Raw genomic sequence first — 20,982 nt, forward strand, 5'->3', positions numbered from 1 at the left:
AGTGTGGCGCCCATCCGCCCCAGTCCGTCCCGCCCCATCGCTGCGGCGACCTGGCCCCCCCCGGCCGCGGCCAGTACCCCGGCCTCGGCGGCGGCGTCGCGGGAGCGGACGGGATCGCCGTCGCTGAGGTTGTGCTTCCAGGCGGTACGCAGTCTGACGGCGGCCTGGAGGGCGGGCTCGCCCTCGGCGTCGGCCGCGGCGTGGGCGAAGGTCTCGTCGAGGGCGCCGAGGGCCTGGCCGGCGGCGTCGATGACGGCCAGCCGGGCGCGGACGCGGTCGGCGGGCGAGGCGTCGCGGGCGAGGACGGCGCGGGCGGCCCGGCGGGCGAGGTCGGCCCGGCCGGCCCACCCGGCGTCCTCGGCGGCGCCGACCAGCCGGGCGAGTTCCTCGCCGGGCAGGTGCCAGGGGGTGCGGTCGGCGGCGAGCAGGCCCAGTTCGGCGGCCAGGGCCCGCTGACCGCGGCGCCGGCAGGCCGCGGCGGCTTCGGTGATCTCGGCGGCGAGCTCCCGGTCGGGGGTGTCCACGGCCAGCGCGCGGTGGCGTACCGCCTGGACGGGGTCGTCCACGGCGGCGGCCAGCGCGGCGTGTCCGGCGGCCCGCTCCGGCCAGCCCGCGTCGGCGGCCAGCGCGGTCGGCAGGGCCCCGGCCGTGAACCGGACCGCACCGTCCTCTTCTACGGTGACCAGCGCGGCCCTTTCTGCCAGCGCGAGTTCGGCCTCCGCGTCGGGGCGGCCGGCCCGGCGCAGCATGGCGGTGGTGGGGCGCGCGGCGAGGGCCGCCAGCAGCAGGGTGCGGCGGGCCTGCGCGGGCAGGACCCCGAGGAGCCGGCGGGCCACCTCCCGCGCCTGGCCGGAGACGGGCAGCGGATCGGCGTGGTGGGCCCCGCCGTCACGGGCCCCGGCGGCTTCGGCCAGCGAGTGGCCGAGCGCGAGCGCGAGGCGCGGGTTGCCGCCGCTGGCCTGGTGGATGCGGCCGGCGAGACGGGCCGGAAGGCCGCGGCGGACCAGCAGTTCGGCGACTTCGTCGGTGCCGAGCGGGGGCACCCGTATGTGCGGGGTGCCGGGTCCGCAGAGGGGCTCGGCGAGGGGGGCTCCGCCCAGGACGCACTCCGCGGCGAGGACGCGTACCCGCGGCGGGGTCAGGCGCAGCGCGAACCGGAGCAGGTCGGTGCTCTCGGCGTCGAGCCACTGGGCGTTGTCCAGCGCGAGCAGGACCGGGCCGCGGGCGGCGAGGGTGCGCAGCACCTCGACGACTGCGAGGCGCAGGGCGACGTGGTCGCGGCCGGCCCGGGGGGCGTCGGTTTCCCGGCGCAGCAGCGCGATGGCGGTGCGCTGGGGTCCGGAGAGCCGTTCCAGCGCAGCGGCTGGAACGGAGGCGAGGAGGGCGGCGGCGGAGGCTTCGGGTATCCACCGGTCGGCGGGTTCGGGGGCGAGGCGGAGCACGGTCTCGTAGCGGAGCGCGGCGGCCTCGGTGAGGGCGCGCACCAGCTCGGTCTTGCCCGCGCCGGCGGGCCCGGTGAGCAGGGCGCGTCCGTGCGTGGTCAGCGCGCGGTCCACCGCCTTGATCAGTTCACCGTGTCCGACGGTCGTGTCAGCGTTCCCCGTCGCCGCCACCACGCACAGCCACCAGCCTCTCGGTCCCCGTCTCTGTGCCCTTCCTGTGAGACGCGACAATACGAGGTCGGTGGCCCGGCGGGCCCGGATTGTGACGCAGAATTCAGTCGGGCGACAGGAAAACCCGCCCGACCTGCCAGTACGAGGTGTACTGGCGGGCCCGACGGGCTTTCCTGGTCCGTACTATCGCCCCGTCAGCACGAGTTGGGGCGGGGTCGGGAGCGGGGTCCGGATCCGGCTCAGAAGGTCAGGTTCCAGGAGTCGATCTTGCCGGTGTCGCCGCCGGCGTTGTCGTTGACCCGCAGCTTCCAGGTGCCGTTGGCGACCTCGGAGGAGGCGTCGACGGTGTAGACCTGGTTGATGTTGTCGGCGCTGCCGCCGGCCCGGTCGTGCAGGGTGTACACGCTGCCGTCGGGGGCGACGAGGTCGACCTTCAGGTCACCGATGTAGGTGTGCACGATGTTCACGCCCACCTTGAGGGTGGCCGGGGCGTTGCCGGTCACACCGGTGACGGTGAGCGGGCTCTCCACGGTCGCGTTGTCGTTGATCGCGAAGTCCGTGGTGTTCTCGAAGTACGGGGTGGCCGGACCGGAGGTCACGGCCGCCACCGTCGCGGCGGCGTCGGCGAGACCGGTGCCGCAGCCGCCGGTGCAGGTGCCGGGCAGCGGACGGGCGTTGGCCTTGATGGCCGCCTCGACCTGGGCCGGGGTCAGCGAGGGCTTGGCCGCGATGACGAGCGCCGCGAGACCCGCGATGTGCGGGGCGGCCATGCTGGTGCCCATGTACGGCTTGTAGGTCTCGGCGCCGGGGGTGGTGGTGCCCAGGTTCAGGCTGGAGAGGATGCCGTTCTCCGGGGTGGTGGTGGTACCCGGGGTGTCGGTGGACCGGCGGGTCTCGCCGCCCGGGGCCGCGACGTCGATGATCGAGCCGAAGTTGGAGTAGAACGAGCGGTCGCCGACGCGGTTGGTGGCGGCCACGTTGATCACGTTGTTGCAGCTGGCGGGGGAGAACCCGGCCGCGTCCGCGTTGCTGTTGCCCGCGGCCACGACGACGGTGGTACCGCGGGCGACGGCGGCGTTGATGGCGTTCTGGTAGGTGGCGGAGCAGGCGCCGGAGCCGCCGAGGCTCATGTTGATGACCTTGGCGGGGGTGGCGTTCGCCGGGACGCCCGCGACGGAACCGCCGGAGGCCCAGGTGATGGCGTCGACGATGTCGGAGGTGGCGCCGCCGCACTTGCCGAGGACGCGCACGGGCTGGATCTTCGCGCCGTACGCGATGCCCGCGATGCCCTTGCCGTTGTTGGTGGCGGCGGCGATGGTGCCGGCCACGTGCGTGCCGTGCCAGGAGGAGTCACTGGCCTTGGAACCGGTGCCGCACTCGCCGGCCGCGCTCCAGTCGCCCTCGTCGGCCGGGTTGTTGTCACGGCCGTTGCCGTCACGGGCGGCGGAGGCGCTGGAGATGAAGTCGTAGCCCGCGACGATGTTCGGGGCCACGTCGGAGTGGGCGACGTAACCGGTGTCGATCACGGCGACGGTGACGCCGGAGCCGGTGGTCTTGTCCCAGGCCGCCGGAACGTTCATGCCGGCGGTGGGCTCGAAGAGGTCCCACTGCTTGGCGTACTCGGTGTCGTCGGGGGTGACGGAGAGGGCGTACGCACGGGAGTCCGGCTCGACGTAGGCCACGTCGGGGTCGGCGCGGAACTGGGCCATGACGGCGGCCGCGTCGGAGGGGGCGGCGGCGCCGCCCAGGTTGACGAGGGCGGCTCCGGTGCCGAGGCGGCGCTCGAACTTCGCCTTCTTGGAGGCCTTCTTGCCCTTGGCGGTCGCGTCGGCGGCGGCCGCGTCGTTGGAACTGGCCTCGGAAGCCGAGGACTTGTATCCGACGATGAGGTTCTCGACGGGGGCGGCCCCGACGGGAGCGACGGCGGATACGGGCGCCTGCGCGGCAGGGGCGGGATCCGCGGCGGACAGTGCCATCGAGGTGGTGGCGGTCCCGGCGAGCAGGGTGATGGACATCGCCACCACGGATATGAGCCTGCCTCTTGAAGCGTGCACGTGTTCCCTTTCGCGCGCCGTCGCGGGGCGGGCCGCGGCGGCCGGTTGGTGCAGTGTGGGAGGTGAACCGGCGGCCGCGGGACCGGGACGGGCTGGTCGAGCCCGCCCGGCCGCCGCTGCACACCACGCCGCCTCCGCCGCGTCGTCGGGGCGGGGCAGCGATGGCACCGGCAAGGATCCGACCTAGGGCTTCGCGCCATGTGGGGTTGGCGCGGGGGCAGTTCGGACGGGGAGGATCGCCGGTGGGCAGACAGTAGGCAACGCCGAGATGAACGCGATAGGGGGAAAACCCTTGTCACCCCCCTCCTACTCCCCCACCCGCCCCTTCGCGGTCCCCCGGCTCCCGGTGCTCACACCGGTCGCGACCAGCCCCGTAGGGTGGCGTCACGGTTGAAATGAGGACGTGAGGAGGTCCGGACGTGGGCGAGTTGTACCCGCCGATCGAGCCGTACGACCAGGGGATGCTCGACGTCGGCGACGGGAACCTCGTGTACTGGGAGGTGTGCGGCAATCCGGACGGGAAGCCCGCGGTCGTCGTCCACGGCGGGCCGGGCTCGGGATGCGGTACGCAGGCGCGCCGGTTCTTCGACCCGCGGCGGTACCGGGTCGTCCTGTTCGACCAGCGCGGCTGCGGCCGCAGCACCCCGCACGCGAGCGATCCGGCGACCGTCATGCGACACAACACCACCTGGCACCTGGTCGCCGACATGGAGCGGCTGCGGGAGCATCTGGGCATCGACCGCTGGCTGTTGTACGGCGGCTCGTGGGGGTCCACCCTGATCCTCGCCTACGCCGAGCGGTTCGCGGAGCGGGTGTCCGAGATCGTCATCCCGGCCGTCACGACCACCCGGCGCTCGGAGACCGACTGGCTCTACCGGGGGGTCGGCCGGTACTTCCCCGAGCAGTGGGAACGCTTTCTCGACGGAGCCGGCGGCATCCCGCGCGACGGGGACCTCGTCGCCGCCTATGCCCGTCTGATGGAACATCCCGACGAGGCGGTACGGGCGAAGGCCACGGCCGACTGGTGCGCCTGGGAGGACGCGGTGCTGTCCGGCGAGACCAAGGGTGCCGCCCTCCCCTACACCGGCCGCCCGCCGGCCGCCCGGCTCGCCTTCGTGCGCATCTGCGCGCACTACTTCTCCCACGGCGCCTGGCTGGAGGAAGGTGCGCTGCTGCGCGGGGCCCACCGGCTGGCCGGGATCCCTGGGGTCCTGATCCACGGCCGGCTCGACATGGGCAGCCCCCTCGACACGGCCTGGCAACTCCACCGGGCGTGGCCCGGATCGGAGCTCACCGTGGTCGAGGAGGCCGGGCACCTGGGCGACGCTACGACGCGCGACCACGTGCTCCGGGCCCTCGACCGGTTCGCGGCCGACGGCTGAACTCCGGGCCGGGGCCGCCCCGGGCCGCCGGATCAGGTGGTCGTCGGCGGGCAGCCTGCTCTGGATTCGATTGTCGGTCATGGTTAGCCGTCGGCTACCTCGTATGGGTGAACGGGAGGAACTGCAGGCGTGGGAGCGTTGTTAAGGCGTCAGTCTGAGCGGGGAACGTCCGTGCTGTTGTAGGGGAGGGGGTTGCTGATGGCGCACGGTGGGAGGAATGGGAAGCGGGAGCGTGCGCTGCGCGTGCTGGCCGATCCGTTCACCGTGTCGGCTCCCACGGGTGCACGGATCAGGGATCGTCTGCGCGTGTCCGCCAGCGACGCCGAGATCTTGCGGGTCATCGGCGAACATCTCGGCGGGTACGCCCGTGCCGACCTGGCCGAGCGCATCCGGATCGGCAGGGTGCCGGTCAAGGCCAATCGGCGGGCGGAACGTAAGCGGACGCTGACGCAGGTGTCGTCGTCCCGGTGGGCGGGTGCCATCACACGAGCCAGCGAGGACCAGTACCAGCTCTCCCTGCGGTGTCTGTTCGATGAGCGGGCCTCCCTGCGCAGGACCATCGCGAAGATCAGAAAGCGCATGGCCGTGCCGTGCGGTCGCCGGGTGGGTGGTGTCCGGGGATATCCGGGCCGGGCTGAGCGTGCGCAGAAGCAGTGCCGGTTACAAGCACTCACCGCGCGCCTGGCGGAGGTGGAGCGGCGGATCGAGGCCGGGCATCCGGCGATCGTCATCGGCGGCCGCCGTCTCGCAAAGGCGCGGCACAACCTCGCCGACGCCGGGCTCACCGAAAGCAAGTGGCGGGAGCGGTGGGACGCGCGGCGTTTATTCCTGACTGCTGATGGGGAGTCCGGTGCGCCGTACGGGAACTACACGATCAGCGTGGAACCGGTCAACGGAACGGTGACGATCGTCCTGCCCGAACCTCTCAGGCACCTCGCCAACGCCCCACGAGGTCGGTACCGGCTCGCCTGCACCGTCAGCTTCAACCACCGCCAGGAGCAATGGCTGGACCGGATCGCAGCAAACCGTTCGGTGCGCTACGACATCGTGTGCGACCCCGAACGCGGGCGGTGGTACCTCGATGCCTCCTGGTCCACTCCGACAACGCCGCTCCCGACTCCTGCGGAGCTGGCCGCCACCGACGTCCGGCTCCTGGCCGTGGACCTCAACGCCGACCACCTCGCCGCCTGCGTCGTCGACGTCCACGGCAACCCGGTCGGCCAACCCATCACCGTCCCCACCGACCTGACCGGCACCGCATCCCGGCGCGACGGGCGCCTGCGGCAGGCGATCAGCGAACTCATCCGCCTCGCGCACCAACACGGCTGTGCCGGTCTGGCGATCGAGAACCTCGGCTTCACCGACGCCCGCGCCACCGGCCGCGAGACGATGGGACGAGGCAAGCGCGGCAAGACGTTCCGCCGCACCGTCGCCAACCTCCCCACGGCGAAGTTCCGTGACCGGCTGGCCGGCATGGCCCACCACGCCGACCTGTACGTCGTCGCGGTCGACCCCGCCTACACCAGCCGCTGGGGCACCCAGCACTGGAAGGCACCACTCCAGCAGCAATCGAAGACCACGACCGTCACCGGCCACCACGCGGCCTCGGTGGCGATCGGCAGACGCGCCCTCGGACACGGGACACGGCGTCGGCCAGGTGTGACCGCACACGACCAGAGGATCGTCGCGCGGAGAACTACCGGCCAGACCGTCACCGTACCCAGGGCACGCGGGAACACGAGCCCGCCAAGGACCACAGGCACACCCCACCAAGGTGACAAGACCTGCCGGAACCGAAGCGACCAACTCGTGCAGTTCCCCGTCTCCCAAGACCATTCGGGGAGACAACCGGCCAGCCCGGTTTACAGCGATTCGGCCAACAATGGCCAACACAGCTAGGAACGGTTCAGCTTGCGGAAGTAGGTCCAGCTCGTCTCGTTCGGCTCGGTCCACTTCTCGGGGGCGTGGGCGAACTCCGGGTGGTGGTCGGCGATGTACGCGCGGGTGCGCTCCGGGACCTCCTCGTAGGAGCCGAGCTTGCGGCCGCGGCAGTGGAAGGTGAGGCCGCCGGGGCGCGGGCCCTGTTCCATCCAGGGCAGCCAGGGGGACATCCGGGTCCAGGACATGGTGGACGGGACGCTGGGCGCGTCGGTGGTCAGGACGGAGGCCGGGGCGAAGAACTGGAAGAGCTCCAGGGCCCGGTAGGTGTCCTCGGCCGAGTTCTGCGGGTACTGGGCGACCGGCAGCGGGGAGGGGTAGGCGAGCGGGATCTCCAGGCTGAAGCAGACCTGGTCGCCGAGTTCCGTCATGGGGACCGGGAAGGGGCGCCACTTCTGGTTCGCGGGGTCGTTCCAGACGTGGACCACCGGCTTGTCCTGCCAGGTTTCCAGGATCTCGCGGCTCTGCGGGTCCAGGTAGAACGCGGCCTCGCGGGTGAGCAGTTGGTAGGTCCCGGGCGCCTCGTCCTCGACCAGGCGCGCCAAGTTGAGGCCCTCGAAGCCGAAGAGGCGCCGGTAGGGCTCGCCGGGGGCCCAGGCGTGGATGTCGCCCGTCCACCAGAAGGCGACCTCGGCGCCGTCGAGGGAGGCTCGGGTGCGGGCGAAGGCCCGGAAGAGATCGTCGGGAGTGGGAGTCATACGGGTACTCTGCGCGGTCCGCGCGGGCCGGACAAGGACCGTACCGGCCGCGCCGGACGAGGCCCGGAGCGGCCGTTCGGGCCGACGGGTGGCCTGCCGGGTGGCCTGAGGGGAAGGGGTCCGGATCGCCCGCCGCTCCACCCTGTGGACGCGAGGTTGACGGAGGCGGCGGCGGACGGCAAACGTGACCCGCATGGGGAACGAACGCCGACTGCTCACGCTGCTGATCTGCCTGGTACTGGGCGGCGGGCTGCTCGCGGCCGTGCTGGGGGCCGCGCGGGTGGGCGGCCCGCGTCCGCCCGCGGCGGGCGCCGGTCCGGCGCCCGGGGACTACGTGGACATCCGCGAGGTCCCGCCCAGTCTCGCCGAGCCCCACCAGGACGGTCCCGACGCCTCCGCGGGCCGGATGTCGGTGGAGTGCGGCCGCAACGCCGAGGGCCACTACAACGAGGACAACCTGGTGGTCTCGCCCGGCCTGCGCTCCGGCGCCCACCACACGCACGCCTACGTGGGGAACCTCTCCACCGATGCCTTCTCCACCGATGCCTCGCTGGACGCGGCCGCCACCAGTTGCACCGGCGGCGACCGTTCCACGTACTACTGGCCGGTGCTGCGCCGCACCGACCGCCCGGGCACGCATCCGCACGAGGGCTCGGCGGGCCACGGCAACGCGGGCGAGATCCTCCCGGAGGCCTCGGTGTCGGTGGAGTTCCTCGGCAGCCCGGTGAGCAAGGTGGTGGCGATGCCCCGGTTCCTGAACGCCATGACCGGCGACGCGGTGGCCTACACGGCCGACACCGACGCCGACGTACGGGCCCGCTGGGGCTGTTCGGGCTCCCCCGACCGCTCCACCACCCGCTATCCGCGCTGTCCCGCGGGCGAGCGCCTCACCCGTACCCTCACCTTCCCGAGCTGCTGGAACGGCCTGGACACCACCAGCCCCGGGCACCGCTCGCACCTGCTCTTCCCGGCGGCGGGCGGGGTCTGCCCGCAGGGCACCTTCCCCGTGCCCGAGCTGCGGATCTCCCTCGCCTACGACGTGCCTCCCGGGGTGCCGGTCGCGCTCGACTCCTTTCCCGAGCAGCGGCACAGCCCGAAGACGGACCACGCGATGTTCGTGAACGTGATGACCGACGCCCGGATGGCGCAGCTCGTGGACTGCCTCAACCAGGGCCGGACCTGCCGGACCTGACCCGATCCGGCCACTGCACCGCACGCGTGACGCAGGTCACTTGAACCGGACCCGGGCCGGTGGCGTGTTCCGACCGCACCACGCAAGCGAGGAAGAAAGACGGAGAGGGTGAGATGGCCGGACCACTGTGGCCCCGCACTCGGCGGGGCTCGACCGACGAGGCACTGATCAGGTCGGTGTACGAGGAGCACGGCCACGCGCTGCTCGCGTACGCCACCCGGCTGACCGGGGACCGGGCCGCGGCCGAGGACATCGTCCAGGAGACCCTGATCAGGGCCTGGCGCCACTCCGAGGCCCTGGTCAACGGGAAGGGCTCGGTGCGCGGCTGGCTGCTCACGGTGGCCCGCAACATCATCACGGACCGGTACCGGGCCAAGGCGGCGCGGCCGCCGGAGGTCTCCGGCTCGCCGGCCCATCCCCCGGTGGAGGCGGACCACGCGGACGCGGTGGTGGACGCGATGACCGTGCTGGGCGCCCTGGACCGGCTGTCGCCGGAACACCGGGACGTGCTGACGGAGTTGTACTACCGCCAGCGCAGCGTCGCCGAGGCCGCCGACACCCTCGGCATCCCGGCGGGCACGGTGAAATCGCGCTCGCACTACGCCCTGAAGGCGCTCCGGGAAGTCTTCGGCGAAAGCAAGAGAACGGGCAGGCCGTCCCAGCAGCCCGGCGGACTGCAGGAGGTGGTGGCATGAACCGGGAGCGGCACGAGGAGGAACTGCTCGGCCCGTACGTTCTCGGCGTCCTGGACGAAGCGGACGTCCGCCGGGTCGAGGAGCACGTGGAGGGCTGCGTTCAGTGCCGGCAGGAGGTGACCGCGTTGCGCGAGATGGAGGCGGCGCTGGGCGAGGTGCCGCCCGAGGCTTTCCTCGACGGACCGCCCCAGGGCGGTGACCTGCTGCTCCAGCGCACGCTGCGGCAGATGCGGCAGGAGGCCGCGGGGGCGCGCAGGCGCCGTACGGCGTTGACGGGACTGGCCGTGGCGGCCTCGCTGACGGCCGTGTTCTTCGCTGGCACCCAGTGGGGCGGCGGCGGTGCGCGGAGCGAGGCGCTGCCCCCGCGGCCCACGCCGACGGTCTCGCCTCAGCCCTCGCCGCCGGTGGAAGGGACCCGGGTGGCTTCCGCCACGGATGCGGACACGGGCGCGCGGATGACCGTACAGGTGACTCCGGCCGCGAAGTGGGTACGGGTCCACGCGGCGGTGACGGGGGTTCCGGCGGGCCAGCGCTGCCGCATCGTCGTGGTCTCCCGGGACGGTACGCGGACCACCGCGGGCGGCTGGGTGGTGGGCACGGCGGAACACGGCGAGGGCAAGGGCGCCGCACTGGACGGCTCGGCGGCGGTGGACCCGTCGGACGTCCGCGCGGTCCTGGTGGAGAACGAGTCGGGCAGAACCTTCGTATCGGTCCCGATGCCCGCGTAGGCGCCGGGCCGGGCTGGGCCCCCTCCCGACCGGGGAGGGGGCGCGGCCACGGGTCAGGACAGGTGGACCGGGAGGGCGAAGAGGTCGTTCTGGGTCAGGATCGGCTTGTTGCGGAGCTCGTGTGCGGGGATCGCGAGGGCGAGGTTGGGGAAGCGGGCGTAAAGGGCCGGGAGGGCGACGATGGCTTCCAGGCGGGAGAGGGCCGCGCCGGGGCAGACGTGGGGGCCGTGGCCGAAGGAGATGTGGCGGTTGGGGGTGCGGGTGACGTCGAACTCCCCGGCCGTCTCGCCGAACTGGGCCTCGTCGCGGCCGATCGCACCGAAGGAGACGATCAGACCCGCGCCCTCGGGCAGGATGCGGTCGCCGACCTCCACGTCCTCGGCGGCGAAGCGGATCAGGACGTGCGAGGTCGGGGTGGACCAGCGCAGCGTCTCCTCGATGACGTTCTCCCACGGGACCTCGCCCTTGAGGACGCGCGCACGCTGCTCGGGGTGGGTCTCCAGGGCGACGACCGCGTTGACGATCAGGCTGATGGTGGTCTCGTGACCGGCCGCGACCATCAGCTGGAGGGTGTTGGTGATCTCCTCGGTGGTGAGGTGGTCACCGTCCTCGGAGGCCTCGATGAGGGCGCTGGTGAGGTCGTCGCCCGGGTTCTCGCGCTTGGACTCGACGATGCGCGAGAAGAGCGCGCCGAGGTCCGCCATCATCTGCGGGACCTCCTCGGGCAGGGTCTGCGTGGAGAAGAACTTCTCGAACAGGGCCTTCAGCCGCGGGTGTTCCTCCGCGTCCACGCCCATCAGGTCGCTGATGACGTTCATCGGCAGTGGGTACGCGAACCGCGCCTTGAGGTCCACCGTCTCGCCGGCCGGCAGCGCGGCGAGCTCGTCCAGCATGCCGGTGGTCAGGACCTCGATGCCGGCCCGCAGCTTCTCCACCCGGCGTACGGTCAGGGCCTGCGCGACCAGGGTGCGCAGCCGGCGGTGTTCGTCGCCGTCCACGGTCAGCATCGAGCGGCCGGGGTTGGCGAGGCCGATCAGCGGCCAGTCCATGGGGATCTCGCCGCGCTGCCAGGCGCCCCACACGTTGATGTCCTTGACGATCCGGGGATCGGTGAGCAGCTTGCGGGCCTCCGCGTGGTGCGTGACGGCGTACACGGAGACATCGCCGGGCAGGACGACCTCGACCAGCGGTCCGGCGGCGCGCAGCGCGGCGCTCTCGGCGTCGAGGTCGGTGACGAAGGGGTCCAGGGTGATGGGCGCGGGGCCGGTGTGATCGATCGGGCACGTCATCGGGTGGCTCCAAGGGCGGGTGTCGGCGTGTAGGTCACGGGAAGTGCGGTGAGGCCGCGCAGCCACGGCGACGGGCGGCGGGTCAGCTCCCCGGCGGGGACGGCGAGGTCCACGTCGGGCAGCCGGTCGAGGAGCACCTCGATGCCGGTGCGCGCGATGACCTCGGCGACCTCCTGGGCGGGGAAGGGGCAGCGGTGTTCGCCGTGCCCGAAGGAGAAGAAGGCGTTGTTGCCGCCGGTGAGGGCGCCCGCGTCGGTGCGTACGTGCGGGTCGCCGTTGGCGGCCGCGATGCCGAGCAGGACGAGGTCGCCGCGGCCGATGACCTGTCCGCCGAGGTTGGTGTCGCGCGAGGTCCAGCGGCCGGCCACGTTCTGGGTGGGGGTGTCCTCCCACAGCACCTCGTTCATGGCCTCGCCGACGCTGTGCCGGCCGCCCGCGAGGGAGGCGGCGAAGCGGTCGTCGGTGAGCATGAGGCGCAGCGAGTTGCCGATCCAGTCGGCCGTGGGCTGGTGGCCCGCGGCCATCATGACCATGAGGTCCTGGGCGACCTCCTCCACGGTGAATCCCGCCCGGTTGGCGAGCATCCGGGAGACCACGTCGGGGCCGGGCTCGGCCAGTTTGGCGGCGAGCAGCGCGAACATGGACTCGGCGAGGTGGCGCTGGCCGTCCAGGGCGCCCTCGCGGCCGTTGATCATGTCGTTCATGGCGGTGACGAGGCCGGGTCCCTGGGAGTCGGAGAACCCGTAGAGGCGGGCGAGGACGCGCAGCGGCAGCAGCATCGCGTACTGGCCGACGATGTCGCACGCGCCCTTGCCGCAGAGCTCGTCGATGAGTTCGTCGGCGAACCGCTCGGCGTGGCCCTTGAGTTCGAAGGGGTCCACGGATTCGAGGGCGTCGGAGATGACGGCGGCCCGCTCGCGGTGGCGTTCGCCGACGGTGTAGAGGATCGACGGCTGCTTGCGGCCGATCATCGGGAGCAGCGGCCAGTCGGCCGGGATGCGGTCCCACTGGTTCCACAGGTCGGAGTCCCGGGAGAACAGCACCGGGTCGCTGGTGACCTGGTGCAGTTCGCGGTAGCCGAGGACCAGCCAGGCCGGTACGTCTCCGTCGAGGACGACCGGGGCGACGGCGCCGTGGTCGCGGCGCATCTCCCGGTACAGCTCGACGGGGTCGGTCTGGAACCGGGGGCCGCCGAGGTAGACGGGCTGGTGCTCGGGGGCGGCGGGGCAGGTCACGGGGCGGGCTCCGGGGTCGTGGACAGGGCGCTCGGCGAGGTGTTCGGCGGGGGGTTCTGCGAGGGGTTCTGCACGCCGAACACCCCGCCGGCGGCGGCCGCCGTCTGGAGGTGCTGGACGAGGGAGATCAGGACCTGCTTGCTGGACTCGCGGGAGCGGGCGTCGCAGAACACGAGCGGCACGGCGGCCGGCAGGTCGAGGGCGGCGCGGATCTGCTCGGGGGTGTGCTCGGGTCCGCCGAAGTCGTTGCAGGCGACGACGAAGGGGGTGCCGTGGTGCTCCAGCCGGTCGATGGCGTACCAGGAGTCGGCGAGCCGGCGGGTGTCGACGAGGACCACGGCGCCGAGGGTGCCCGAGAAGAGCCGGTCCCACAGGAACCAGAACCGCTCCTGGCCGGGGGCGCCGAACAGGTAGAGCACGTTGCGGGCGTCGAGGGTGATGCGGCCGAAGTCGAAGGCCACGGTGGTGGCGTTCTTCCCGGCGACCCCGGCGATCCCGTCGACGTCGTCCACGGCCTCGCCGGCCTTGGTCATGGTCTCTTCGGTGTTCAGCGGGCGGATCTCGCTGACCGAGCGGACCATGGTGGTCTTGCCCACGCCGAAACCGCCCACGATGACGATCTTCAGACCGTTGTCGGCGGTGCTGCTCAGGGCGGTACGGGGCTGTCGCGGCCCGGCCTCCGGCGTGGGGACGGCGCCGGGGATGGTCGCGTCAGAGATTGCGGAGTCCAACGAGCACCTGCTCCAGGATGTCGGGGTCGGGAAGGCTGTACGCCGCGTGGGCCGAGTACCCCGACCGCGGATGGCGGGCACTGATCCGGCCGGTGCCGAGGAGGTCGCCGAGCAGGATCCGTACGATCGACACGGGCAGCCCGAGCTCGGCCGCGATCTCCACGACCGCCGTCGGGAACCGGCACATCCGCAGGATGGCCGCGTGCTCGGACTGCATGCCGGGCACCGGATCGCACTCGGCGACGATCAGGGTGACCAGGTCGAAGACGTCCGAGCCCGAGCGGCTGCGGCCACCGGTGAGGGTGTAGAGCCGGTCCGGGGAATCGTCCCGGCCCGGCCGCGGCCTGCTCATCCCCGGGGCCTGGCGATGAGGTGTTCGCCGAGCTGCTCGACCAGTTCGGACATGTTGTGGCCGACGAGGCCCGCGTCGGCCTCCTCGGTGGCGACGAGCGCGAGGTGGGCCCCTTCGCCGGCCTCGACGATGAACAGGATCCCGCCGTAGAACTCGGTCATGGCGGAGCGGACGCCGCCCGTTCCGTCGCCGAACTCGATGGACGCCCCGTGGGAGAGGCTCTGGATGCCGGCGGCGATCGCGGCGAGCTGGTCGGCCTGGTCGACGGAGAGCTCGGGCGTACGGCACAGCTTGAGGCCGTCGCGGGAGAGCACGAGGGCGTGGCGGGCGCCCGGGGTGCGTTCCAGGAGGCCTTCCAGGAGCCAGTTGAGCGTCTCGTCGGTGGTGGAGCCGGTCATGATCGCGTTTCGCCTTCCAGGTCTGTGGGGTGCGCGGACTGCTGGTCTTCGCCGGGCTCGCCGGGGCTGCCGGCGGCGCCGGGGGCTCCGGCCGCGCGGACGGCCTGGCGGAAGCTGCCGAAGCGCGCGGCCGACCGGGAGGCCCCGGTGGGCGCGGCCGTCGTACGGGCTTCGGGGCCGGCGGCGTCGGGCCCCCCGGGGTGGGCGGCGGCCAGGGTCCGGCCGCGGCGGCGCTGGGGCAGGCCGCTGTCGCCGAATGCGGGGTGCTCGCCGGTGGATTCGGACTCCGAGGCGGAGGCGGATTCGGAGGCGGACTCGGGCGTGGCCCCGTACCCGTGCCGGGGATCGGCGCCCGCGTCGGGCGTACGGTCCTGCGCGCGGGCTCCGGCGGCGGACCCGGCGGCGGTGTCGTGGACGGCCTCGGGCTCCGCGGCCACGGCCTCCGCCGCCGGGGCGGCCGCCTGGGCCGGGATCGCGGGGGCGGGGGCGGGGGCGGACACGGGCGCGGGGGCTTCGGCGGGACCGTGGCTGATCAGCTCCTGCGGGAGCATCATCAGCGCGCCCGTACCGCCGCGCGCGGAAGGCCGGAAGGAGACCGTCAGTCCGTGTTTGCGGGCGAGCCGGCCGACGACCGCGAGGCCGAGCCGGGTACCGGAGAGCCCGGCCAGGTCCAGCGATTCGGCGGTCACGGCCTGTTCGGCGCGGCGCAGCTGGACCTCGCTCATGACGAGGCCGCTGTCCTCGACGGTGATGATGACCCCGGCCGGCACCTCCTCCACGTAGACGTGGACCTCGGCGGTCGGCGGGGAGAAGTTCGCGGCGTTGTCGAGGAGTTCCGCCAGTGCGTGCATGACGCCCTCGGCGGCGTGCCCGGCGACGGCCGCGTCGCTGGTGGAGTGCAGCCGGACCCGCTGGTAGCCGCCGATGCGGCCCATCGCCCCTCGGAGGATGGACTCCATGACGATCGGCTTCGCCCAGCGGCGGCCCGAGCGGGCTCCGGTGAGCACGGCGATGGAGTCGGCGAGGCGGCCGGCCTGGGCGGTGCGGTGGTCGAGGTGGAGGAGGTCGGTGAGGACGTCCTCGTCGGCGTGCCGGTGCTCCATCTCGCGGAGGTCGGCGAGCATCCCGGTGGCCAGGGCCTGCATCCGGCCGGCGGCGTTGGCGGCGGCCGCCATGGCGGCGGCCCGGCCCGACTCCGCGCGGCGCAGTTCGCCGCCGAGCCGCTCGCGGGAGGCGTTCTGGGCGGCGGCGAGGCCGTCGAGTTCGGCGGCGTGCGCACCGGCCAGCCGCTCCAGCACGGCGGCGTGATCGCCGGTCAGCCGCTCCAGCTCGGCGGCGTGGTCACCGGTGAGGCGGGCGCGTTCGGCGGTGCGCGCGGCCGCTTCGCGGGCCGCGTCGGCGGTCAGCCGGGCGATGTGTCCGTCACGGGCGGCGAGTTCGGCGCCGAGGCCGGATATCCGTTTGCGCTGGATCCGGGCGGTTCGCGAGGACCAGGTCACGGCGAAGGCCGCGACCGCGAGCAGCAGCACGCCCGCGCCCAGGAACCAGGCGAGGGGGGTGCCGATGGACGACGGGGCCGCGGCCACCGCCGCCGTGGTGAGCGCGCCACCGGCGGCTGCGGTGATCAGCAGGGCCAGCGCGGAGGGGCGAAGGGGGGAGGGCGGCGCCGTCATCAATCAAAGCCTCATACCGGGCGGAAATGGAGGGGAAGGTTCCTGGCAACGAGGGCTCACTATAGGAGAGTTGCTGATCCATTTGGACAGCTCCTGACAGATTTCCCGCTCACTTGTGACCACTAAAGGATCCTCTGTGTCGTTTTGATCCCATGGAGATCTCACGGTCCGAGATGACCCGGCAGGGGCGGCAGGGATCGCGGGAGTGTTGGCGGGCCGATCGTCGGGCCGATCGTCGGGCTGATCACCGGGCCGAGCACCGGGCTGTTCGCGGGCCCTGCCCACGCGGACCGATCATCACATTGCGGTCCATGACATCCTGTGACGTCACAACTCGCCGGACGGGATCGGCGGACGTCCGGGGAATATGGGGAAGGTCCATGAAGCTCTGCTTCCTGGTGGAGGAGCACTACCGCCACGACGGCATGCCGAACGAGGTGGTCCGGCAACTCATGGCGTGGGGCCATCAGGTGGAGGTGGTGCGGCCCGGTGGCTCGCTGCTTCGGATGAGCGAGGTGGTGAACTCCGGCGACCACGACGCCTGGGTGCTCAAAACGGTGTCCGGCGGGCCGGGGCTGACCCTGCTCGAAGCCGCCGCCGCGGCCGGGATGACCACGGTCAACGACGCCCGCTCGATCCGGGGCGTACGGGACAAGGCGCTGGCCGCCGCCATCGGGCGCGGCCGGGGGCTGCCGCTGCCGACCACCTACGCGGTGGCCCGGCCGGAACTGCTGGCGGAGATCCCGGACTCGGAGTACCCGCTGGTGGTCAAGCCCGCCGACGGCAGCTCGGGGCGGGGCGTGCACCTCGTGTCCTCCCCGGAGCGGCTGGCCGCGCTCCTTCCCGAGCTGGTGGGCGAGGGCATGCTCATCGCGCAGCCGTACGTACCCAACTCGGGCACCGACCTCAAGGTGTACGCGGTCGGCGGGGAACTCTTCGCCACCGAGCGCCGTTCTCCGCTGTACCCGGACTGCCCGGTCCCGGAGCGCCTGGTCCCGCTGTCCGCCGAGATCGCGGAGATCGGCGCGCGGGTCGGGGAGGTGTACGGGCTCGACCTGTACGGGCTGGACGTGCTGCTGGGTCCCGACGGGCCGGTGGTCGTCGACGTGAACGACTTCCCCAGCTTCCGCCAGGTACCCGACGCCGCCGCGCGGGTGGCCCGTGCGGTACTCGGCCTCGCGCGGACCGGCGGCTCCGGCGCCACCGCTCCCCCGCCCCGGGCCGCGACCCCGCGTCCGGCCCCGCCGTCGGTGGCGATGCCGGCGTCGGCGTCGGCATCGGCATCGGCATCGGTACCTGTGTCGATCCCGGCTCAGACCACCGCGGCTTCCGCCCCCACCACCGCGGCCACGGCCGCCACCGGCGCCTCGGCGGGGGACGCCGTATGAGGGTCGGACTGATCACGGACAACCCCGGGCATCCGCTGCTGTCGGCGGCCACCGGGCTGCTGCGGGCCGCCGGTCACGGGGTGGAGGCGCTGGACCCGGGCTCGGCGGACGAACCCACCGGCGCGCTGGCCGACGTATACCTCCTCAAGGCGCACACCCCGCGCGGGCTGGACCTCGCCCGGCGGCTGGAGCGGCGCGGGGCCCCGGTGGTCAACTCCGCCTCGGCGACCACGCTGTGCCAGGACCGGACGCTGATGGCGGAGCTGGCGGTACGGGCCGGACTGCCGTTCGCCGGCACCCGTACCTTCGGAACGCTCGCGGAGTGGGCGGCCGGAGCTCCGCTGCGCTCCCCCGTGGTCGTCAAGAGCCGGCACAGCCGCCGGGAGGACCTCGTGGCCCGGGTCGACGGGACGGCGGCCCTGGCCGAACTGGCGGGCAGCTGGTCCGGCGAGCCGGTGGTGGTGCAGGAGTTCGCCCCGAACAGCGGCTGGGACCACAAACTGTGGGCCATCGGCGACCAGGTCTTCGCGGCCCTGCGCCGCTCCGAACTCTCCCCGGAAGGCCGCGGCCCGACCCTCCCGCTGCCCAGGCTCCCGGCGGGCTGGGCCGAACTGACCCGCCGGGTCGGGGAGGTCTTCGCCCTGGACGTCTACGGCGTGGACATCATCGCCACGGCCGACGGCGCCCCGCTGATCGTGGACGTCAACGCCTTCCCCGGCATCCGCGAGCAGCCGGGAGCCCCCGAGGCCCTCGCGGACCTCGCGCTGGCGCGGGCCAAGGGCTGACCCCTCGGGAGTCCGGGGCCACGGAAGTCAGGAAGCCTCGGCCGCGAGCAGGGCCTGCGCCCGGTCACGGGTCAGCCGCCAGGTCTGCAGTTCGCCGGTCTCGGCCGGGGCGCGGGCTTCGGCCGGGCGGCGGAGGTGTTCGGTGAAGCCGAGCCGGGCCGGGACGGCGGCGCTGGCGTGGTTGGCCGGGTCGTGGACTATCTCGACGCAGTCGACGCCGGGCAGCAGGAAGGCCTGCTCGACCAGCGCGCGGGCGCTGCGCGTGGCCACGCCCCGGCCGGTGACGGCGGGGTGCAGCCAGTACCCGATCTCACGGCAGTTCTCAGGGGTGTCGTCGTGCCGGAACAGCCCGCAGGTGCCGACCATCGCCCCGTCCAGCAGGATCGCATAGCTGCACTGCTCACCGCTCTCCCAGAGCTCCGCACGTCGGGCCAGGAATCCGGTGGTCCGGGCCAGACTGTGTTCGGCGACCCAGGGCATCCAGGGCCGCAGGTGCTCCAGCGACTCCTCGATGACCCGGAAGAGCTCCGGAAGGTCCGCCTCACCGTCGAAGCGACGCAGGGTGAGGTCATCCAGTGTGATCACCGGCTGGGGAAGGTCCATCCCGAGATGATCGTATGCGGGCGCTTACGGTGGCAACGGGTTTCGGAGCACTTGATCCCAACACGACGGCGGGGTCCCGGCCGTAAGCTGCCGCGATGACGAACCAGTCGGATTTCGGCGTGCCGTTGGGCCGGTTGCTCGATCACCGGAAACTAGATGCCGGCTCGGTCGCCACCCGGGCCGGGATCGCGGAGTCCGGGCTGCGGGCGGTGCTCGGCAGTACCGCACCGGAACCGGAGCTGCTCCGGGCGCTCGCGCCCGCGCTCGGCCTGCAGACCGTCGACCTCTTCGCTCTCGCGGGAGTTCCGCTACCGGAGGACCTTGCGCCTCTGGACGCACAGGCCGGGCGGCTGGTCCCTCACCTCGTGAGCCTCGCCGTGTCGCTGCCTCCCTAGCGCAGGGCTCAGCTACTGGAGCACGCCCGGTCACTGCCGCAGGAGCGCCGCACGGCACCCGTCCCCGAACCCCCGCCGTTCGAACGGTACGAACCGAGCTTCGGCGCCGCGCTCCTGCACATGCTGGCCGGCCGGAACCTGGGCTGGGTGAATTCGGCCAAGGTCCTGTATTGGGTGACCGGTCTATACGTGTCCGCGGCCACGATCGGTGGGGTCGGGCGCGGGGTCGTGGAAGTAACGCGCGATCTGCTGGCGGACTTCGCGATCGTGCTCGGCATCCCGGCCGACGAGCTGCTCGCCATGGCCGGTCCTGTCCGCGAGCGCAACGACGAGTTGGGGACACGGGTCCAATGGCTACACTCGGCCGGGCCCGATATGGCCAAACTGATCCTGGAACTCAGGCGACTGACCGCTGATCAAGTCCGACGCCTCGGCGTCGAAGCGGAAGCCTGACCGTGGTGACCCGGGGCGCGCGCATGTACCCGTACCCGTCGTGCTTCTTGATGACCTCGACCTCCTTGTCCCCGGCGGCCTTCGCGCAGGCCTGGGACAAGTGGGCATGACAGAACGGTGGTTGGTGTGCGCGCTGTGGTGTTCGAGCGGTACGGGGAACAGGCTGAGGTACGCGAAGTGGCCGATCCGGTGCCGGCCGTCGGCGGGGCGGTGGTGCGGGTCGAGGCGACCGGGCTGTGCCGGAGCGACTGGCACGGGTGGATGGGCCACGATCCGGACATCGTGCTGCCGCACGTGCCCGGCCACGAACTGGCCGGGGTGGTCGAGGCGGTGGGCTCGGGAGTCTCCCGCTGGCGACCCGGCGACCGGGTCACGGTCCCGTTCGTCTGCGCGTGCGGGAGCTGCGCCGAATGCGCGGCCGGTCAGCACCAGGTGTGCGCCCGGCAGACGCAGCCCGGGTTCACGCACTGGGGATCCTTCGCCGAGTACGTGGCGCTGGAGCACGCCGACGTGAACCTCGTGGCCGTGCCCGAGGAGCTTTCGTACGACACGGCGGCCGGGCTCGGCTGCCGGTTCGCTACGGCCTTCCGGGCCGTGGTCGCACAGGGCCGGGTGGCTCCGGGCGAGTGGGTCGCGGTGCACGGCTGCGGCGGGGTGGGGCTGTCGGCCGTGATGATCGCGGTGGCGGCGGGGGCACGGGTGGTGGCCGCGGACACCGCGCCGGGGGCGCTGGAACTGGCCCGGGGGTTCGGCGCCGCGCACTGCGTGGACCCGGCGCGGGGCGATACGGCAGAGGCGGTGCGGGAGCTGACGGGCGGCGGAGCACATCTGTCGCTCGACGCCCTGGGGTCCCCGGCGACGGCGAGGGCATCGGTGGCGGGGCTGCGCAGGCGCGGACGCCACGTACAGGTCGGACTGCTGCCCACGGCGCAGGGGGCCACGGCGCTGCCGATGGAGCGGGTCATCGGGTGGGAGCTGGAGATCCTCGGCAGCCACGGAATGGCTGCGCACGCGTACCCGCCGATGATGGAACTGGTCCGCTCCGGGGCACTGCGGCCGGATCTCCTGGTCACGGCCACGATCCCGCTGGACGCGGCGCCGGCCGCACTCGCCGCGATGGGTACGGCGCCCGGGCGCGGGGTCACGATCATCCGGCCGGGGGCCGTGGCGGGGGACTGAGCCCCACTACCCTCCTACGCCCCCCTCGCACGCCCGGCCCGTCCGGGAAGGTCAGACCACAGGGGGCTTGTGGTGTGGGGAAACGCGTGGCTACAGTCGTGGGTTTGACGGGGGTATAAAAGCAAAAGGGACACCACCCCGCCCCCAAGGGATCGAGACCCACTAACCCACAACACCCCCCCCCCCCCCCCCCGGCCACGA

General features: G+C 72.8%; 20 protein-coding genes. 10 read left to right on the forward strand and 10 right to left on the reverse strand.

What is annotated here, in order from left to right; translation table 11 throughout:
- Both ACFXDJ_RS28890 and ACFXDJ_RS28895 read right to left on the reverse strand, forming a co-directional pair.
- A partial coding sequence (locus ACFXDJ_RS28890; RefSeq protein ID WP_384850804.1) for an ATP-binding protein occupies positions 1–1,616 on the reverse strand: 1,616 nt, incomplete at its 3' end.
- A 236-nt stretch (positions 1,617–1,852) separates the two neighbouring features.
- The gene (locus ACFXDJ_RS28895) at positions 1,853–3,628 is read right to left on the reverse strand and encodes a S8 family serine peptidase (protein ID WP_384663367.1); all 1,776 of its coding nucleotides are present in this window, start codon (positions 3,626–3,628) and stop codon (positions 1,853–1,855) included.
- Positions 3,629–4,086: 458 nt separating this feature from the next.
- Here ACFXDJ_RS28895 and pip point away from each other — a divergent pair, with 458 nt between their 5' ends.
- Together pip and ACFXDJ_RS28905 are read left to right on the forward strand one after the other, a co-directional pair.
- Positions 4,087–5,049, forward strand: a complete 963-nt coding sequence (gene pip / locus ACFXDJ_RS28900) for a prolyl aminopeptidase (protein WP_384663365.1) — start codon at positions 4,087–4,089, stop codon at positions 5,047–5,049.
- Between the two features lie 198 nt (positions 5,050–5,247).
- Entirely contained in the window at positions 5,248–6,948 is a 1,701-nt protein-coding gene (locus tag ACFXDJ_RS28905) for a hypothetical protein (RefSeq protein WP_384850834.1), read from the forward strand.
- Here the strand turns inward: ACFXDJ_RS28905 and ACFXDJ_RS28910 are convergent.
- Positions 6,945–7,685 (reverse strand): DUF1838 family protein, encoded by a 741-nt coding sequence (locus ACFXDJ_RS28910; protein WP_384663212.1) that lies wholly within the window; start codon positions 7,683–7,685, stop codon positions 6,945–6,947. The genes ACFXDJ_RS28905 and ACFXDJ_RS28910 overlap by 4 nt on opposite strands.
- 193 nt (positions 7,686–7,878) lie before the next feature.
- Here ACFXDJ_RS28910 and ACFXDJ_RS28915 point away from each other — a divergent pair, with 193 nt between their 5' ends.
- The 3 genes from ACFXDJ_RS28915 (at position 7,879) to ACFXDJ_RS28925 (ending at position 10,300) form a co-directional block, all read left to right on the forward strand.
- The gene (locus ACFXDJ_RS28915) at positions 7,879–8,877 is read left to right on the forward strand and encodes a DUF1996 domain-containing protein (RefSeq protein WP_384663211.1); all 999 of its coding nucleotides are present in this window, start codon (positions 7,879–7,881) and stop codon (positions 8,875–8,877) included.
- Between the two features lie 113 nt (positions 8,878–8,990).
- Positions 8,991–9,572, forward strand: a complete 582-nt coding sequence (locus tag ACFXDJ_RS28920; RefSeq protein ID WP_384663209.1) for a sigma-70 family RNA polymerase sigma factor — start codon at positions 8,991–8,993, stop codon at positions 9,570–9,572.
- Positions 9,569–10,300 (forward strand): zf-HC2 domain-containing protein, encoded by a 732-nt coding sequence (locus ACFXDJ_RS28925; protein ID WP_384663207.1) that lies wholly within the window; start codon positions 9,569–9,571, stop codon positions 10,298–10,300. Before ACFXDJ_RS28920 ends, ACFXDJ_RS28925 begins: the two co-directional genes overlap by 4 nt.
- Before the next feature lie 53 nt (positions 10,301–10,353).
- On the opposite strand, the gene ACFXDJ_RS28930 is transcribed toward ACFXDJ_RS28925, so the two are convergent.
- From ACFXDJ_RS28930 to ACFXDJ_RS28955, 6 genes are read right to left on the reverse strand one after another with little or no spacing between them, the layout of a single operon-like run.
- Positions 10,354–11,589 carry a cytochrome P450 gene (locus ACFXDJ_RS28930; protein WP_384663206.1) on the reverse strand — a complete coding sequence of 412 codons (1,236 nt, stop codon included), beginning with the start codon at positions 11,587–11,589 and terminating at the stop codon, positions 10,354–10,356.
- Positions 11,586–12,824, reverse strand: coding sequence for a cytochrome P450 (locus ACFXDJ_RS28935; RefSeq protein ID WP_384663204.1), 1,239 nt, complete (start codon positions 12,822–12,824; stop codon positions 11,586–11,588). The genes ACFXDJ_RS28930 and ACFXDJ_RS28935 overlap by 4 nt, the downstream gene beginning before the upstream one ends.
- Positions 12,821–13,555: an ATP/GTP-binding protein gene (locus ACFXDJ_RS28940; protein ID WP_384850806.1), complete on the reverse strand. Its 735-nt coding sequence runs from the start codon at positions 13,553–13,555 to the stop codon at positions 12,821–12,823. The genes ACFXDJ_RS28935 and ACFXDJ_RS28940 overlap by 4 nt, the downstream gene beginning before the upstream one ends.
- Positions 13,536–13,907, reverse strand: a complete 372-nt coding sequence (locus ACFXDJ_RS28945) for a DUF742 domain-containing protein (protein WP_384664132.1) — start codon at positions 13,905–13,907, stop codon at positions 13,536–13,538. Before ACFXDJ_RS28945 ends, ACFXDJ_RS28940 begins: the two co-directional genes overlap by 20 nt.
- Positions 13,904–14,305 carry a roadblock/LC7 domain-containing protein gene (locus tag ACFXDJ_RS28950; RefSeq protein ID WP_384664133.1) on the reverse strand — a complete coding sequence of 134 codons (402 nt, stop codon included), beginning with the start codon at positions 14,303–14,305 and terminating at the stop codon, positions 13,904–13,906. Before ACFXDJ_RS28950 ends, ACFXDJ_RS28945 begins: the two co-directional genes overlap by 4 nt.
- Complete coding sequence (locus tag ACFXDJ_RS28955) at positions 14,302–15,978, reverse strand: sensor histidine kinase (protein ID WP_384850808.1); 1,677 nt, start codon at positions 15,976–15,978, stop codon at positions 14,302–14,304. The genes ACFXDJ_RS28950 and ACFXDJ_RS28955 overlap by 4 nt, the downstream gene beginning before the upstream one ends.
- A 380-nt stretch (positions 15,979–16,358) precedes the next feature.
- On the opposite strand from ACFXDJ_RS28955, the gene ACFXDJ_RS28960 reads away from it, so the two are divergent.
- Together ACFXDJ_RS28960 and ACFXDJ_RS28965 are read left to right on the forward strand one after the other, a co-directional pair.
- Positions 16,359–17,366 carry a RimK family alpha-L-glutamate ligase gene (locus ACFXDJ_RS28960; protein WP_384660494.1) on the forward strand — a complete coding sequence of 336 codons (1,008 nt, stop codon included), beginning with the start codon at positions 16,359–16,361 and terminating at the stop codon, positions 17,364–17,366.
- Positions 17,363–18,151 carry a RimK family alpha-L-glutamate ligase gene (locus ACFXDJ_RS28965; protein WP_384660497.1) on the forward strand — a complete coding sequence of 263 codons (789 nt, stop codon included), beginning with the start codon at positions 17,363–17,365 and terminating at the stop codon, positions 18,149–18,151. The genes ACFXDJ_RS28960 and ACFXDJ_RS28965 overlap by 4 nt, the downstream gene beginning before the upstream one ends.
- Positions 18,152–18,178: 27 nt before the next feature.
- On the opposite strand, the gene ACFXDJ_RS28970 is transcribed toward ACFXDJ_RS28965, so the two are convergent.
- Positions 18,179–18,754: a GNAT family N-acetyltransferase gene (locus tag ACFXDJ_RS28970; RefSeq protein WP_384660500.1), complete on the reverse strand. Its 576-nt coding sequence runs from the start codon at positions 18,752–18,754 to the stop codon at positions 18,179–18,181.
- A 95-nt stretch (positions 18,755–18,849) separates the two neighbouring features.
- On the opposite strand from ACFXDJ_RS28970, the gene ACFXDJ_RS28975 reads away from it, so the two are divergent.
- The 3 genes from ACFXDJ_RS28975 (at position 18,850) to ACFXDJ_RS28985 (ending at position 20,781) form a co-directional block, all read left to right on the forward strand.
- Positions 18,850–19,149, forward strand: a complete 300-nt coding sequence (locus ACFXDJ_RS28975) for a hypothetical protein (protein WP_384660502.1) — start codon at positions 18,850–18,852, stop codon at positions 19,147–19,149.
- Positions 19,150–19,296: 147 nt separating this feature from the next.
- Entirely contained in the window at positions 19,297–19,602 is a 306-nt protein-coding gene (locus ACFXDJ_RS28980) for a hypothetical protein (protein WP_384660505.1), read from the forward strand.
- 126 nt (positions 19,603–19,728) lie between these two features.
- Positions 19,729–20,781, forward strand: coding sequence for a zinc-dependent alcohol dehydrogenase family protein (locus ACFXDJ_RS28985; protein WP_384660507.1), 1,053 nt, complete (start codon positions 19,729–19,731; stop codon positions 20,779–20,781).
- Positions 20,782–20,982 lie beyond the last annotated feature (201 nt).

The sequence above is a fragment of the Streptomyces sp. NPDC059443 genome, assembly GCF_042750105.1.
Lineage (GTDB): Bacteria > Actinomycetota > Actinomycetes > Streptomycetales > Streptomycetaceae > Streptomyces.

What these genes read in the sequence shown, in the direction of transcription:
- ACFXDJ_RS28915 (WP_384663211.1), top strand. Translation starts at nt 7,879, where the DNA reads ATGGGGAACGAACGCCGACTGCTCACGCTGCTGATCTGCCTGGTACTG.
- ACFXDJ_RS28920 (WP_384663209.1), top strand. Translation starts at nt 8,991, where the DNA reads ATGGCCGGACCACTGTGGCCCCGCACTCGGCGGGGCTCGACCGACGAG.
- ACFXDJ_RS28975 (WP_384660502.1), top strand. Translation starts at nt 18,850, where the DNA reads ATGACGAACCAGTCGGATTTCGGCGTGCCGTTGGGCCGGTTGCTCGAT.
- ACFXDJ_RS28970 (WP_384660500.1), bottom strand. Translation starts at nt 18,754, where the DNA reads ATGGACCTTCCCCAGCCGGTGATCACACTGGATGACCTCACCCTGCGT.
- ACFXDJ_RS28925 (WP_384663207.1), top strand. Translation starts at nt 9,569, where the DNA reads ATGAACCGGGAGCGGCACGAGGAGGAACTGCTCGGCCCGTACGTTCTC.
- ACFXDJ_RS28905 (WP_384850834.1), top strand. Translation starts at nt 5,248, where the DNA reads ATGGCGCACGGTGGGAGGAATGGGAAGCGGGAGCGTGCGCTGCGCGTG.
- ACFXDJ_RS28950 (WP_384664133.1), bottom strand. Translation starts at nt 14,305, where the DNA reads ATGACCGGCTCCACCACCGACGAGACGCTCAACTGGCTCCTGGAAGGC.
- ACFXDJ_RS28910 (WP_384663212.1), bottom strand. Translation starts at nt 7,685, where the DNA reads ATGACTCCCACTCCCGACGATCTCTTCCGGGCCTTCGCCCGCACCCGA.
- ACFXDJ_RS28955 (WP_384850808.1), bottom strand. Translation starts at nt 15,978, where the DNA reads ATGACGGCGCCGCCCTCCCCCCTTCGCCCCTCCGCGCTGGCCCTGCTG.
- ACFXDJ_RS28930 (WP_384663206.1), bottom strand. Translation starts at nt 11,589, where the DNA reads ATGACGTGCCCGATCGATCACACCGGCCCCGCGCCCATCACCCTGGAC.
- ACFXDJ_RS28895 (WP_384663367.1), bottom strand. Translation starts at nt 3,628, where the DNA reads ATGTCCATCACCCTGCTCGCCGGGACCGCCACCACCTCGATGGCACTG.
- ACFXDJ_RS28965 (WP_384660497.1), top strand. Translation starts at nt 17,363, where the DNA reads ATGAGGGTCGGACTGATCACGGACAACCCCGGGCATCCGCTGCTGTCG.
- ACFXDJ_RS28960 (WP_384660494.1), top strand. Translation starts at nt 16,359, where the DNA reads ATGAAGCTCTGCTTCCTGGTGGAGGAGCACTACCGCCACGACGGCATG.
- ACFXDJ_RS28945 (WP_384664132.1), bottom strand. Translation starts at nt 13,907, where the DNA reads ATGAGCAGGCCGCGGCCGGGCCGGGACGATTCCCCGGACCGGCTCTAC.